Consider the following 14,524-nt stretch of genomic DNA (forward strand, 5'->3'; position numbering starts at 1 on the left):
CCATGCGGGCCCTGCTGCCGACCTGGTCGGAGTGGAAGCCCGCTTTCCGGGCGCCGGGCACGGATCTGTTGTCGGGGCTGGTCGTGGCGCTGGTGGCATTGCCGCTGGCGTTGGGATTCGGCATCAGTTCCGGGCTCGGTGCCGCCGCCGGTCTGGCGACGGCGGTCATCGCCGGTGCGTTGGCCGCGGTATTCGGCGGCTCACGTTTTCAGGTCTCGGGGCCGACCGGCGCGATGACCGTGGTACTGGTGCCGATCGTGGCCGAACACGGCGCGTCCGGGGTCCTGACCGTCGGCTTGCTGGCCGGGGTGCTGTTGGTCGCGCTGGCGTTCGCCAAAGTCGGCCGAGCCATACGGTTCATGCCGGCCCCGGTGATCGAGGGATTCACCGCGGGCATCGCGGTCGTGATTGCCCTGCAACAGTTTCCGGGTGCGCTGGGGGTGTCCGGAGCCGAGGGCGAGAAGGTCTGGCAGTCCGCGTTCGACGCGGTCCGCAAGTTCGCCGACGATCCACACGCGACCGCACCGGTCACGGCGCTCGTCGTGGCCGTGGTGATCCTGGTCGGCGGGCGATACCTGCCCAAACTACCGTTCGCGCTCGTCGCTGTGACGGTGGCGACGGCGGTCGCGAGCATCTTCGACTTGCCGCTCGCGCGCATCGGGACGATCCCGGCCGGTCTGCCCGCACCCTCGCTCGGCTTCCTGCGACTCGATGACCTGACCGCCCTGCTCTTGCCCGCGCTCGCCGTCGCCGCGCTGGCAGCACTCGAATCGCTGCTGTCGGCCACCGCCGCCGACGCCATGGCCGTCGGCACCAGCCACAACCCCGACCGGGAACTGTTCGGGCAGGGCCTCGCCAATATCGCAGTGCCGCTGTTCGGCGGAGTGCCCGCGACCGGCGCGATCGCCCGCACCGCGGTCAATGTGCGCTCAGGTGCGCGCACCCGGCTGGCGGCGCTCACCCATGCGGTGATCCTGGCGGGCATCGTCTACCTGGCCGCCGGACTGGTCGCCGCTATCCCGATCGCGGCGCTGGCCGGTGTTCTGCTGGCGACGACAGTGCGGATGGTGGAGGCGGCCTCACTCGCCGCGATCGCCCGCGCTTCACGGGGCGACGCGATCGTCATGGCGGTCACCTTCGTCGTTACCGTCGCGTTGGACCTGGTCACCGCAGTGGTGATCGGCATCGGGTTCGCGCTGGTCTTGGCGGTGCGCGCGATCGCCCGGGAGGCGAACCTGCATCAGGTGCCGCTCGACGAGACCGACCACCTGGGTGAGGAACACGAACTGCTGCGCGATCACATCGTCGCCTACCGCATCGACGGCCCCCTTTTCTTCGCCGCCGCCCACCGCTTCCTGCTGGAATTGGCCGACGTCGCCGACGTGAAGGTGGTGATCTTGAGGATGTCACGTGTCACCGCCCTCGACACCACCGGCGCACGGGTCCTCGAGGATGCCATCACCAAGTTGCAGCACCGCCACATCACAGTGCTCATGTCCGGCCTGCGCGAGGACCACCGCCAGCGCCTGGCCGCGATGAGCGCGCTCCCAGCGGGCGGTGACGACGCGGTGTTCCCCGACACCGGCGCGGCCATCACCTACGCCCGCCGGTTCCTCCCCACTACTCGCCGAGCTCACTGAAATCGGGACTTCCGGCGAACTGCCAGCACTGCCCGCGCCCTCCCATCGAGGATCCTTACGGCTTTGGAGAGCGCTTCAGCCGCCGTAGCGGGCGGCAGCGCTATGGCCTTATCCGGTCTCGGGTGTGTAGCTTGTGGCGGAGGCGACCGGTTACGCGTCGATCATTCGCGCGGCTCTGCGGGAAGTACCGCCAGCGCGCACGCGGATCCGACTCCTGAGTTGGTGGCTGTTGTGATGTCACCGGGCGGTGTCCCTTTACTCGGAACCTCGACGGATACCGCCCTCCGCGAACCTTATCGGCCGTTGCCACTCGCCCCCTCTCTGCCCTCGAACAGGTGAAAAGTTCCCACGTTTCAATAACGGCTGGATCACGCCTTGGGCACGCGTGAAGGGCACGCGCAAACCCGGGTACGGTTGACGTCGCTGCTACCTGTCACTGATCTGAGGACAGCTCGCAGCTCACGTTGCGCTCCAAGGCCCAGTAGGTAGTTGACCGATGCTTCGGCGTCATCGACACCGTGAGGAACCACTGCTGTAACACGACAGTGGTATCTCGTTGTGCTGCAACATAGTTGATACTGTGCAGTTTGTCGCATATGTTGGTAATGGTGCAGCCGAAGATATCTCGGCGTGGCGGGGCTGTCCTATCGGGCGGATCCGCGGCGGTCAGCGCGGGCATATCCGACGGGGTTGCTGCCACCAGTGGAGCGCACGAATACTGGCTCTGGTGTGCCACGGGCGTGTGGAAAATTCTCAACGCGGGGTGTTCCTGGCCTATGCCAGGCGTTCGGGTCGGGCGCGGATCGACAAGGAGCTCTACCGGCCGTGAGTCGTCGGTCGGCGGCCTCGACCGCTGCACCGAAGAGGGAATCGATTCGGTCCTCGCCGAGGCCCCGGACTCCGAGACGTCCCGATGGACGACCTCGAAGCACTACTCGCCGCGATCACGGCAGAGGACTGACCGGGCGGTGCCTCGGCCGCAGGCAGCCAAGGTGCGCAGGGATCGTTCGTGGCATGCTTGGATCTGATCGGTCGGATCCGATTTTCTTGGATGAGGGTGCCGAAGGATGAAGTATCCGAAGTCCCGGTTGGCGATCGCCTTGCTGTTGTCGGCTGTTGCCGCGGGATCGGTTCTGGTTGCCGGTGTGGTCGCGCAGGATCGCGGTTCCGATCAGGGCGCCACCACGTCCCAGGAACGTCGGTGCGTGGACCACCGATGGCGATCCGTCGTCGTCGACGTATCGAGCAAGCCACGCGAGGTGTTGTGGAAGGCTCCCGCACGGTCCTGGCCCAAGGGCGTGATCATCGTCATGCACGGTGGCGGTGGCGAACATGTCCAGTGGTGCGGGTCGAATTTCGGGTCGGCGGCGGCGCAAGTGCGTTTCAGTGAACTCGCCGTCGAAGAAGGGTTCGCGGTCTTTCTGCTGAACTCGTCGAGCGAGGTGAGCGACAGCCAAGGTCGGGTCTGCGGCAAGGTCTGGGACGACGAGGTTCGGGACCGCCCGAATCTGGATCTGCCGTTCATCGAACAGGTTGTACAGCAGATCATTCCACCGTTGCGCCCTGCCGGCAGCGAGGGTGCGATCTTCCTCACCGGGTTGTCCTCCGGAGGGTACATGACTGTCCGGGCGGCCACGCATTTCAACGCCCTCGTCACCGCTTTCGCGCCGGTCTCCAGCGGAGACCCCTACGGCTGGCATCGGATTTGCGAGCCGGGCCTGACACCACGCCGCAAGGTCGAGGGCGCGGGATATGACAACGAGACCGGTAAGCAGATCACCGAGCGGAATTCGTGCCTCTCGCAGAGCTACCCGAACGAGACCGTATGGGATGACGGGCAGAAACCGTCGAAGCCGACCTTCCGGCTCTTCCATCACGAGATGGACGGAATCAACGATGTATCGTGCGCCGAGAAGGTCGCTCGCCAGCTTCGCGCGCACGGCTATCCCGGGGAACCGGACTTCCTGCTTCGCGGCGCGCGGCGCAGTCTGGCGAATCATCTATGGCAGGACGAGTACAACCGCCCCGTCCTCGACTTCTTCGCCAGCTGTCTCGGCCGATGACGGCCGCTCCGCCTCGACTCTGCCCGACCTCGAATCGCGAGCAGCCCCTCGCGGGTCACGACAAAATCGAGGTTGGGACAGGCCCTTTGTCCGAAACGTATTGAACCGTACGGGGCGATTCGGTCGAGCAACGCGAGGTCAACCTATCGATCGGTAGTTCGACAGGTTCTGCACCTACCCCATGATGCCGCGGCAACAAGCGGTTCGCAGACATGCAGCGGGATCGACGCCACATTCTTGCTCACGCAAACAATTGCTCGAGTGTGAGTATTGCGTAATATGGAGATAACCGACTGAATCGAAAACGCATCCTCGATCCGAAGCACTGCATGTACCGTTCCTTTCCGCATCTGCTTTTACTCGGCTACTATGGCAAGTTCGCAAGCCCGCCGAGTCGAACACGGAGGACATTCTCGAATGGCCCGCAAAGTCGTTGTTACAATGGTCGATGACTACGACGGTCGATCCTCGGCGCACGAGACACTAGCCTTCTCGCTGGATGGCGCGTCCTACGAAATCGATCTATCGGTACTCAATGGCAGCCGGTTGCGGGACATCTTCGAAAAATGGACCCCGCACGCCCGCAAGGTAGGCCGGGTGCCAAAAGCCAAGTCCAACAGCGCCGCTTCGCCGAACGATGACCGGGTGCAGAGCGCCGCTGTGCGGAAATGGGCTCGCGAGAACGGGCACAGGGTTTCGGACCGAGGCCGAATCTCGACAGAAATCGTCTCCGCCTACATCACGGCCGTGAGCTGACCAGAGGCACTGCGAATTCCGAGCGGCGAATCCTTGGCCACCATTCAGAAGACCGTATCGTTCCGATAAGAGAGTCGGCGAGAGCATCGGCCCTTTCACCTGTGCAGGCTGTTCCTATGGACAGGATGGCACGTGAATGCCACCGTCCCCGTTGTCGTAGAGAAATTGGGTTCACCGGCAAACGCCGCGAATGGAGAGTGCGATTGCCCAAAGAGCAACTCCATCTCTGTTGGATAGCTGAGCTGAATTGTGACACTGCTCCGACATGCGTCATCGGTCGAACCGTTCGAATGAGGTGGAGACGGGACTCGAACCCGTGTGGACGGTTTTGCAGACCGCTGCCTCGCCTCTCGGCCACCCCACCATCAGAAGTGTAAGGTCAGGGTAACAGAGCTATCTGTGGAGCCTCTGACGAGGAGTTGCCGAACCTGGCAGGTGAGGGCTCGGCTCGGGCGCGGTAATCCTCGGCCGCCGGCCCACGATCTTTCCCGATGGGCTCGGGCGACGCGCGGATCCATGGTGATGGTGATGGTGATGGTGATGGTGATGGTGATGGTGATGGTGATGGTGATGGTGATGGTACGGAAATAGTTACGGTCGAATGTATTTAGCGCAATCGGTAGCACCGTGCGGCTGGTGCCAGGCTCGCCGTGAGCGAGGATGGTCGTGGCGGTGATGCCCCGGGGTGTAGTCGGCGTGGCCACCGTTCGTTCGGGACACCGCTGGCTGAGGCGACAGACCCGGTCCTGTTACCGAGGCCCGACGGGTTCGGCCTGCGGTGCGGACTATCGGCATCCGGCCCCGGCACACACGCTCAGTTCGGACAGGCGTTCGTCGAGTTCGGCGACCACGGTGGCGTGTTCGACCCGGCCGTCGGCGGTTTTGATGAGGTTGGTCAGCTGGTAGGGATCGATGGTGAGGTCGTAGAGCTCGTATTCGCGGTCGGCGAGAGGACGTTCGCGTTCGTACCAGCGCACGTACAGGTACCTATCGGTGCGTACCGCGATCCAGGACGGCATATCCATGGCATACATCCGCGGCGTGTCGGTGCCGGGAACCTGTTCTTGGGCGATGCCGTTGCGTCCGTCGCCGCCGGGACCTCCGTACTCGGCGGTGAAGTCGACACGCCACGCATCGGTGTCACCGCCGAGCACCCGGCGCAGGGAACGTCCGTCCATCTGGTCGGGAGTGGTGATACCGGCCCAGTCGAGAATTGTCGGCGCGAGGTCGATCGACAATCCCATGGCATCGGTTTCGGCGCGGGTGATACCCGGTCCGGCGATCACCAGGGGCACGCGCATGGACTCTTCGTAGGGTGCCATCTTCTGGGTGAGCCGGTGCGCGCCGAGACTGTACCCGTTGTCGGAGGTGAAGATCAGGTAGGTGTTGTCGAGTTGTCCGGTGCGGTCGAGGGTTTCGACTATTCCGGCCACCATCTCGTCCAACGACCTCAGCGCACCGAGCCGATTGGTGTAGTCCGCGTCGTTGGTCAGCGCGATCGTGGCCGCACGGGCGGTCGCGGTGTCGACGAGCCAACTCGGTTTATCGGAGACATCGGCCTCCTGGTAGTTCGGCGTCCGCGGCGCCGCGGACGGAGTTGTCTCGGCCAGGTGTCGCGGTGCCGGCGGTATCGGAAAGTGCGGTGAGGTGGACGCGGCGTACCAGAAGAACGGCTGCCCGGAAGCCGCGGCGTCGGTGATGAACCGTTCCGACTTGTCCGCGATCACGTCGGTTTCGTAATCCTTCGGCGCGACACCGTATTTCACGTGGCGGCCGTTCTCGTTGAGCGTGTAGTTGTAGCCGCTGTAGAGGAAGTTGTCGATTCCGGCGTTCCAGTCGTCCCAGCCCGCAGGGATGTGATCGGGATCGTGTTCGAGGCCGTTGAGGTACTTGCCTGCCATTCCGGTGCGATACCCGGCCTCGTGCAGATAGGTGGCGATCGTGTGGGATTCGTTGCCGTTGTCGCGGAATGCCTCGAACCCGCCTACCTCGCCACCATTGGTCAGCACTCCGGTGTTGTGTCCGTACTGCCCGGTCAGGATCGAGGAACGCGCCGCGCAACAGATGGGCATAGGCGCGAACCCGTTGGAAAAATCGACACCGCGGTCCCGGATCAACGCTGAGGTGCGCGGCATCGCCTGCCACACCGGCGTGGTGGTCGCGTCGAGGTCGTCGGCGAGTATGAGGACGATATTCGGGCGGTCGTCATGGCGTTCGGGAACAGCCGACGCCGTGGACAATCCCGCCGCAGCCGACAGCAACAGGACGGCGAGGGACCCCATCGACCGATGGAACAGACGAACTCGTCGCATCGAAACTCCTACCTGAACACTTGAAGTATTGATACACAGAAATTGTGCTCATCGATATCGAAAGTAGTCTGTAGAAAATGTGTACGCCGCTCGGAAAGCGAAGTCTCATCGCACCCTCATCTTCGGCGAACGACCTCACGATCGCAGGCAGTCCGTCCATCGATGATCGGAAAGTGACACGCACACAGAATATTTCGAGCACACACGGATGACCTGGTCGCCAGCGAGGCGCCTATCGACAACATTAAAACCCGGTGAGACAATCACATACGATATTGCCGCCCGAATATGAACGCCATACGGTCGATTTCACCCGGCACGGTCGGACCCAACGCCGTCCACGAAGTATGCCGGGCATCTATCGAGAGGCGAAATCATGGCCGAGAATCGTTATTCGAACAGCAAGGTCGGCCGGATGGCCGCGAAGATCGCGGTGGTCGGTGTACTGGCCGCGATACCCGTCGCGGCCGGTACCGGCATCGCGAACGCCGTCGACCCGGGACCGGGTATCGGCGTTCCCGGTCCGGGCGTCGTCATTCCGCGGCCGGACACCGATCCCGGCCTGGGTATCGGCGTGCCGGGTCCGGGGGTATTCCAATCCCGCCCCACCGATCCCGGCCCCGGGATCGGTGTCGACGGTCCGGGAGTGTTCGTGCCGAGGACCGAGCCGGTGTCCGACCCGGGACCGGGTATCGGCGTTCCCGGTCCGGGGGTATTCGTGCCCCGGACCGGTTCGGCAGATCGAGGCGCACCCGGTCTGGGATTGTTGCCAGGGCTCGGTTGGGGGCTGCCCGGTCTGCCCGGGCACCCGTTCCTGCACTGATCACAACCACAGCGCTTATCCAGGCCGGACCGACCACGTGTGCGTGGTCGGTCCGGCCGTCGCCAAGTTGGATCAGCATCGCCCGATTCGCTCACACGGGCGGGGACGCGGTGGACGTTGCACGGTGACCTCGATACGCACATTCGGAGCCACGGGCGTTTCGGCCGCCGGTACGGGATCGGCTGGGGCGACGGGATATTCAGCGGCCGGGAGGGAATCGGCGGTCGGCGCGACGACGACAGAGGGCACACGGCTGCGATCCAGTTCTTCCTGTCTGCTCGCGCAGCGCCCCATCGGGCCGGTATGCCCCTGCCACGCCTCGGTCTCCGACGCGGCGAGTACGCCGATGAATTCGCGGTCCGGTGACGGCAGGGCCGCGGCCTGAGCGACGATCTGGTCTTGAACCGGTGCCGCCGCGGCCCCACGGTCCAGCGGGGGGTCCAGGCGCGCCCGACCGGATTGCACCAGGGCCTCGTTGACGCCTACATCTTCCGCTGCCACACCGCGGACGGTCCCTATATGGACAAAGGCGGCGAGGTCGTACCCGGGCTTCACCGCCGCACCTGAACGCACGAGCACGACCGGAGCATCGACGGGCGCGAGTTCGCCGACCCCCGCGTCGAACGCCTCGCGGCTGCCCGCTCCACAGTCGGTGGCCGCTATCCCGGCCAACGCGACGACCACTGGACGCGCCACACCGATGTCGATCACGAGTTCACCGCCGCCGGTCGCGGTGACCGTCCCGGTCAGCACCGGATCGTCCGGGATCTCGACCCGGATATTCGGCGGAGCCGAACCGGATTCAGGAGCACACGAGACACCACCGATGGCGACAGCCGCGGCGATGACGAGGTAGCCCCGTCGGGCGACAATCCCCAAGCGAACCTCCAGATGTGGACCGTCGCAGACTACGGCCGGACGAAGCTCGAATCAACGACTCTCACCGTTTCCTCATCGTCGCCGATCCGACACTCGCCGGATCGGCAAGCCATGCTGATACGGTGCCCCCGATTACCCAGTCACCACGCCGGGAGGAAAAGCCGTGCCACCGGTAACCGCTGCCCGCCCCACGTATCGAGTCCTCGTCGTCGACGACGACTTCAATGTCCGCGAATCCCTGCGGCGTGGCCTGGGATTGTCCGGATTCGAGGTGCTGACCGCCGCCGACGGCGCGCAGGCCATCACCGCGTGCACCGACCGTGATCCCGACGCCGTCGTGCTGGATATGCAGATGCCGAAACTGAGCGGACTGGCCGTCATCACGGCACTGCGCGCGAGCGGCAACGACGTCCCGATCTGTGTACTCAGCGCCCACAGCGCACCCGATGACCGGATCATGGGCCTGCAAGCCGGCGCCGATGACTATCTGGTCAAACCGTTCGTCTTCGATGAGCTCACCGCCCGCCTGCGAGCGCTGCTGCGCCGCTTCCGCGCGGACCGGGCCACGCCCACCCGCACCGACCCGCTGACCGTCGGCGCCGTTCGCATCGATTTCGCCGGACGACGAGTGTGGAGCGCGGACAGGGAACTCGAGCTCACCCGGCGCGAGTTCGAACTGATGGCGGCGCTGGCGACAGATCCCGAGGTCGTGCAATCGCGCGAACAACTCCTCGAGAACGTGTGGGGCTACACCTTCGACACCGGCACCAACGTGGTCGATGTTTTCGTCGGCTACCTGCGTCGCAAACTCGAAGCCGGCGGCGAGCCACGAGTGATCCATACCGTCCGCGGCATCGGCTACGTGCTGCGCGCAGGCTGACGTCGGCTGTCTCCGATGCTGTCACTACGCACACGAGTCGCGCTGGCCACAGGACTGGGGGCCTTCGTCATCGTCGCCGCCCTGGTGGCCCTGATCTCGTACGCCGTCGCCCGCAACAACGTCAACCACCTCGACGACGAACTCGACACCGCGATCGACCTCATCGAACTCAACGCCGACACCGCCGCACTGTTCCTCGGCAGAATCGGCGACGCCGGAGCGTTCGCGGTGACCCTGCGAGAAGGCGGGACGGTCATCGCCTCCAGCACAACGCAACTGCCACCGATGTCGGACGGGCGAGCCACCAAAACCCTGGGCGACACCCGATACCGGGTCAAAACCGAAACCATCCTCCGTAGAATCGGTGGCCCGCTGACAATTTCGCTGGCGGTCCCGACCGCACGTGCCGATACCATCACCCGCACCCAGCAACAGCGTGTCCTGACCACCGGTATCGCGGCGGTCCTCACCGCGACCGGACTCGGCTGGGTACTCGGCGGACGCGCCGTCCGGCCACTGGTCGATCTCACCCACCGCATCAGCACCGGCCCCCCGACCCCGGACCTGACCGGAACCGGAACCGGCGTCCGTGAAGCGTCCGAGTTGTCGGCGGCGGTGCGTGACATGCTCGGCCGGATCAACCACGCCCAGGACCAGACCCACTCGGCCCTGCAAACAGCCCGCACCTTCGCCTCCACCGCCGCCCACGAACTACGCACCCCGCTCACCGCGATGCGAACCGATCTGGAAGTCATGCGCGGACTCGATCTGCCACGAGAACAACGCGTCGAGATCATCGACGATGTCCTGCGAAAACAGAGTGGTATCGAATCGACCCTGACCGCCCTGGAACAGCTCGCCTCCGGTGAATTGGCCCGCGGCCGGCCCCGACACACCGTCGTCGACCTGATCGAACTGGCAGACGAGGCGGCCCGCGACGCCGCCCGCCACCACCCCGGGGTCCGCATCACCGTCGGCACCGAACCACCGATGCCGGTCCTCGGACTACCATCCGGTCTGCGCTCGGTCCTGGACAACGCCATCACCAACGCGGTCAAACACGGCAACGCCACCGCCGTCCTGATCACCGCCCGCCACGAAGCCCGCCACATCGTCCTCACCGTCGACGACAACGGCACCGGCATCCCCACCGACGAACGCGACCTCGTCTTCGACCGCTTCTACCGGGGCAGCAATGCCGCACCACAAGGATCGGGACTCGGACTGGCACTGGTCGCCCAACAAGCCGACCTCCACGACGGCCGAGCGTATTTCACCGCGAGCCACCTCGGCGGCGCCCGACTCACATTCGAACTCGACAACTCCATACCCCCGACACAGGCCGAGCCGCTATGAGGATCGATACCCGCCTCGTGGCTCTGATACGGGCTCGTGGCCAATGACCGCAACCCGGGCAGGCACGATACGACGCCAAGTAGCGCCGTGGCGGTCATACCCTCCGCGACCGTCGTGGGCATAGTGGTCGAGTCCCCTCCGGACACCAGATGGATTCCGGGCGGTGTTCGACCTTCAGAAGTCGGCACTGCCCGAACTTGTTCCGCGGCGGCGCCTGGACTCCGAATGGCGCCCACCCATCTGCGCTCCTGCGGGTAACGCAGTTATCGTAGGGGTATGGAGGGTGAGGTGAGCGTGGATCCGGGTACCAGGATCACCCACGCCGTGTGGGCGTTGCTGGAATCCGACGGCTACGACGCCCTTCAGTTGCGTGACGTCGCGCGTGTCGCCCGTGTCTCGATGAGCACCATCTATCAGAGGTATCCGAATCGGGACGAGTTGGTACTCGCGGCGATCACCGAATGGGTGGACGCCCATATCTATCGTGAGCTGGCGCCGCCGCATCCGGAAGAGACCCTGGCCGAGGGTTTGATACGGATGCTGCGCTACGTGTTCGAGCCCTGGGAACACAATCCCCACATGCTCGAACCGTATTTCCGGGCCCGGTCGATCCCCGGTGGTCATCGCCTCGACGCGAAGGGTTTCGAAGCGGTGTTGCCCGTCGCGGCCCAGATCTTCGCCGGAATTCAGCCCGACTACGCCGCCGACCTCGGCCTCGTGCTCACCAATATGACCTACGCACTCATCGGTCGCTGTGCCGCAGGCGATTTGGACAGCGCCGAGATCCTGCCCGCGATGGAACGGATCATCATGCGGATGACGAGCGACAACGTCCCTCTCACCACTCCCGTCGAGGAGGCGGCGAACGATCACACCGAGGACTTCCCCACTTTCGGGATCGGTCCCTCGTTCCATTCGCCGTTCGCCCCCTGACGGCCGCGGACACCAGGACTCGGGTTCAGAACTGCGACCCGGCCGACTGCGGCATCACGTCGGAGGTGACCGTTCCGATGACGTCGACGCCTGCGGCGTGGAAGGTTTCGACGGCACGGTCGAGGTGATCGGCCGAGGTGACCACCACCGCGTCGTCGGCGCCGAGCTCGTGCATCGACCGCGCGGAGTGTTCGGCGTTCTGCCGGGTCGAGTCGGCGTCGGGTTCGATATGCACCCGATCGGCCGGAATGCACTGTCGGCCGAACCAGTCCGCCATCGCCCGCGCCTCGGTGATGCCGTTGTGCGGGTTGCCACCGGTGACGATGATCGGCGACGCGGTGCGAGCAGGGCTTGCAGGCATCCTGCCCGGAGCCGGTCGATCAGCTCGGGTCGCAAAGCGGACAGGTGCTTGACATGACGGTCAGAGCCGATCCGTCGGTTCGCTTTTCGGCGCGTCGTCACCCTCCGGCGAGCACTACCGGTCGCCCGTTGAGCGCCTGGGCGGGGCGGTTGGTGTGCGGGAATCGCACCCGGTAGCGGTCGAGTTCGTCCGGTGTCACCGTGACCGGGTGACGCAGGACGGTCCATGCCACCCCTTCGGTGCACGGTGGCGTGGTCAGCGAGCCTTCGTAGCGGAACTGGGCGTGGTCGCTCGGCAGGACGGTGCGCAGATCGACGGTGCCGACGGTGCGCGTCGACCCGACCTGTGGCAGCTCGGCCAGTACCTCGCCGAAGGCCGATCGCTGCCCCGCTACTTCCAGCAGGACCGCGAGTACGGCGACCGCGCCACTGTCCGCGACGTGGACCAGGTGCAGTTCCATGGCGGCGCCGACTCCGTCGACGATGTGCTCGCTCGGTGCGTGGAAGTGGAACTGGCTCAGGGCGAAACGTCGTCCGTCGACGACGATGTGCCGGCCGGTGCCTGCGGGCAGGTTCGCTTGGATCGTGTGACCGTTGTTGACCAGCTCGAGCGAGGGAACCGATCCGTATTCGATATCGATGTGTTCGGCGGGCTCGACGCGCGTCGGATGGCCGAGGTCGATCGGGGATTGCCTGGCGCCGGAGCCGCAGGCGCTGTATCGGCCGTCGATCACCGGCCAGCGCACGGGCCCGTCGGCGTCGTAATCCCAGTGAGGCGCACCGGCTTCGGGATGTCGCTCGACCTCCGGGCCGGATCTCGGGCCGATGGCGCCGCAACCGGGAAGTGCCAGCAGGGCTGCCGCGACGAGCGCGCGACGGCGGGTGAACCCGGCACAGCCGCCCGAGGCGGGGGAAGTGTTGGACGGGAGTGACATCGGAGACTCCTAGTGAGGATGCGCGTCGCCGTTTCACGGAGTCGTGGTGTGCGCCGGAACAGCTCGAGGCGCACGGACGGCACGCGGCGTGACCTGACGCGGATCGCGGAGTCGAATTCTCGAAATCGAGCGAACGAGCCTGCGGAACAAGCTGTTTCGCGATCGCGCCGCAGCCAGATTAACGCGGGGCGCTATGTCTCCGACAGAGGGTCGTAGGGCGACCTACATCACAGCCGATCCCCGCATACCGAATCCTGTCCTCGCAGAGGGCGAATGGAGCGGCCGCGACGACGACGGCGCGGCCACCGAGGGCGGGCCACGGTCACAGTCCGCCTGTGGCCCGAACTCCATCCGGGAATGCCCCGTCGAATTCCCGGGAAATGTTCGATCGGTCACGAGCTCGACGCTTTCGCGTTCGAGTATCTCGTCGTACGCACCGCGGTGACCGCACGACGTCAGCTGGGCGGGCCCATCGTGATCGTGCGAATCCTGTTGCGGGCCTGTTCGGCCGCCGCGCTGTTGTCGCTGGCGCCGACGACCTCGATGAAGGTCCTCGACCCCTGCGGCAAGCAGGTGACCAGTACCGCGACGCCGGATCCGTCGAGGTCGCCCGCACCGCCGATATGCGGATCGGACGTGAAGGTCACCGCCAGGCCGGTCTCCCGGATCGCGAATTCCGCGTCCCGGCGAGCGTCCGCTTGCGACTTGGCCCGAGTATCGGAACCGACGTGAATAGCTGGAGTTTGCGCCATGATGGTCTCCTCACCAGAGATGTGATTGCTGTTCTTGCGCGTATCCATCGTCCGGTTCGGGGCACAGGCCGAGCTAGGGTATTCCGCTACTCCATTCGCGATCGGACGCGGCGCCGGAACATCGTGAGGCGACGTTCCGGCGACCGATCGGCGTCTCAGTCGTGCCGCCAGATCCCCGCGGGCGCGGTGACCAGGCCGACGTCCTTCAAGCCGAGGATTCCCGCCGGGGCGGCGGCGACGTCGAGCACGGCACTGACCGCGGGCATCGCGGTCATGGTGTCCCACTCGTGGTTGCCCCAGGTGTCGGGCGGGATGAAGCGGATGCGGGTGTCGACTTCGGGTTCGCCCTTGATGACGACGTGGTAGTGATCGTCGAGGAAATCCCAGTCGGCGTTCAGTTGTTTGGTGAGGTACCAGGCGACCTTGGATTGCACCACGGTCTTGCCGTTCACCTTGCCGTTCCAGCCCGCACGAATGGCGGCGATGGTGTACTTCTCCATGCAGAACCAGCCCAGATCGACCTTTTCCGAGGTGGTCGCGTGCTCGATGAAGAATTCCACGTCATCGAGTTCGTATCCGAGCGTGACCGCCATCCGCTGGACGGCGTCGTGGAAGGTGCTCAGCCACATCTTGGCGATCTCGATCACCCGGGGTGTCGCCTCGGGCAGCGACATGCCCAGCGCCTGCCAGGTCTCGGCGGATTCGTAGACCGAGACATCGGCGGACCGCCTCGATGCGGCCGAGGCCGAGCGGTGACGTAGGTCACCGCTCGCGTTTCCGAGCTTTACACATCCGGTCTCATTTGTCACTCCGCGACATTTGTCGACCGATCGCC

The 14,524-nt window shown here is 65.3% G+C and carries 13 protein-coding genes, 1 tRNA gene and 1 pseudogene; 7 read left to right on the forward strand and 8 right to left on the reverse strand.

Annotated features, from left to right (window positions below):
- Positions 1-2 precede the first annotated feature (2 nt).
- From OG225_RS18580 to OG225_RS18590, 3 genes are all read left to right on the forward strand, one after another.
- Positions 3-1,640, forward strand: coding sequence for a SulP family inorganic anion transporter (locus tag OG225_RS18580; RefSeq protein ID WP_405182822.1), 1,638 nt, complete (start codon positions 3-5; stop codon positions 1,638-1,640).
- 1,067 nt (positions 1,641-2,707) lie between these two features.
- Positions 2,708-3,703, forward strand: a complete 996-nt coding sequence (locus tag OG225_RS18585; RefSeq protein WP_405182823.1) for a hypothetical protein — start codon at positions 2,708-2,710, stop codon at positions 3,701-3,703.
- A gap of 417 nt (positions 3,704-4,120) precedes the next feature.
- Positions 4,121-4,459 (forward strand): Lsr2 family protein, encoded by a 339-nt coding sequence (locus OG225_RS18590; RefSeq protein WP_405182824.1) that lies wholly within the window; start codon positions 4,121-4,123, stop codon positions 4,457-4,459.
- Between the two features lie 293 nt (positions 4,460-4,752).
- Here OG225_RS18590 and OG225_RS18595 read toward each other — a convergent pair.
- The 3 genes from OG225_RS18595 to OG225_RS18605 form a co-directional block, all read right to left on the reverse strand.
- Positions 4,753-4,823: transfer RNA gene (locus tag OG225_RS18595), tRNA-Cys, on the reverse strand.
- A gap of 1 nt (position 4,824) precedes the next feature.
- Complete coding sequence (locus OG225_RS18600; protein ID WP_405182825.1) at positions 4,825-5,163, reverse strand: hypothetical protein; 339 nt, start codon at positions 5,161-5,163, stop codon at positions 4,825-4,827.
- A gap of 81 nt (positions 5,164-5,244) precedes the next feature.
- The gene (locus OG225_RS18605) at positions 5,245-6,771 is read right to left on the reverse strand and encodes a sulfatase (protein WP_405182826.1); all 1,527 of its coding nucleotides are present in this window, start codon (positions 6,769-6,771) and stop codon (positions 5,245-5,247) included.
- 376 nt (positions 6,772-7,147) lie between these two features.
- Between OG225_RS18605 and OG225_RS18610 the strand changes: the two genes are divergently transcribed.
- Positions 7,148-7,594 (forward strand): hypothetical protein, encoded by a 447-nt coding sequence (locus OG225_RS18610; protein ID WP_405182827.1) that lies wholly within the window; start codon positions 7,148-7,150, stop codon positions 7,592-7,594.
- 72 nt (positions 7,595-7,666) lie between these two features.
- On the opposite strand, the gene OG225_RS18615 is transcribed toward OG225_RS18610, so the two are convergent.
- Positions 7,667-8,473, reverse strand: coding sequence for a hypothetical protein (locus OG225_RS18615; protein ID WP_405182828.1), 807 nt, complete (start codon positions 8,471-8,473; stop codon positions 7,667-7,669).
- Positions 8,474-8,636: 163 nt separating this feature from the next.
- On the opposite strand from OG225_RS18615, the gene OG225_RS18620 reads away from it, so the two are divergent.
- The 3 genes from OG225_RS18620 to OG225_RS18630 all read left to right on the forward strand — a co-directional run bounded on the left by OG225_RS18620 (position 8,637) and on the right by OG225_RS18630 (position 11,642).
- The gene (locus OG225_RS18620) at positions 8,637-9,353 is read left to right on the forward strand and encodes a response regulator transcription factor (protein WP_405182829.1); all 717 of its coding nucleotides are present in this window, start codon (positions 8,637-8,639) and stop codon (positions 9,351-9,353) included.
- 15 nt (positions 9,354-9,368) lie between these two features.
- A complete protein-coding gene (locus OG225_RS18625; protein WP_405182830.1) occupies positions 9,369-10,709 on the forward strand; it encodes a sensor histidine kinase in 1,341 nt (446 codons plus the stop codon).
- Positions 10,710-10,985: 276 nt separating this feature from the next.
- Complete coding sequence (locus OG225_RS18630; protein ID WP_405182831.1) at positions 10,986-11,642, forward strand: TetR family transcriptional regulator; 657 nt, start codon at positions 10,986-10,988, stop codon at positions 11,640-11,642.
- 25 nt (positions 11,643-11,667) lie between these two features.
- Here OG225_RS18630 and OG225_RS18635 read toward each other — a convergent pair whose 3' ends face one another.
- The 4 genes and pseudogenes from OG225_RS18635 to OG225_RS18650 all read right to left on the reverse strand — a co-directional run.
- On the reverse strand, positions 11,668-12,003 hold the full coding sequence (locus tag OG225_RS18635) for a YdcF family protein (RefSeq protein WP_405182832.1): 336 nt from the start codon (positions 12,001-12,003) through the stop codon (positions 11,668-11,670).
- A gap of 97 nt (positions 12,004-12,100) precedes the next feature.
- On the reverse strand, positions 12,101-12,937 hold the full coding sequence (locus OG225_RS18640; RefSeq protein ID WP_405182833.1) for a carbonic anhydrase: 837 nt from the start codon (positions 12,935-12,937) through the stop codon (positions 12,101-12,103).
- 455 nt (positions 12,938-13,392) lie between these two features.
- On the reverse strand, positions 13,393-13,689 hold the full coding sequence (locus tag OG225_RS18645) for a hypothetical protein (RefSeq protein ID WP_405182834.1): 297 nt from the start codon (positions 13,687-13,689) through the stop codon (positions 13,393-13,395).
- 155 nt (positions 13,690-13,844) lie between these two features.
- A pseudogene (locus tag OG225_RS18650) lies at positions 13,845-14,414 on the reverse strand (hypothetical protein); the annotation flags it as partial.
- Positions 14,415-14,524: the final 110 nt, after the last annotated feature.

It is taken from the genome of Nocardia sp. NBC_01377 (assembly GCF_045040005.1).
GTDB classification, from domain to species: domain Bacteria; phylum Actinomycetota; class Actinomycetes; order Mycobacteriales; family Mycobacteriaceae; genus Nocardia; species Nocardia noduli.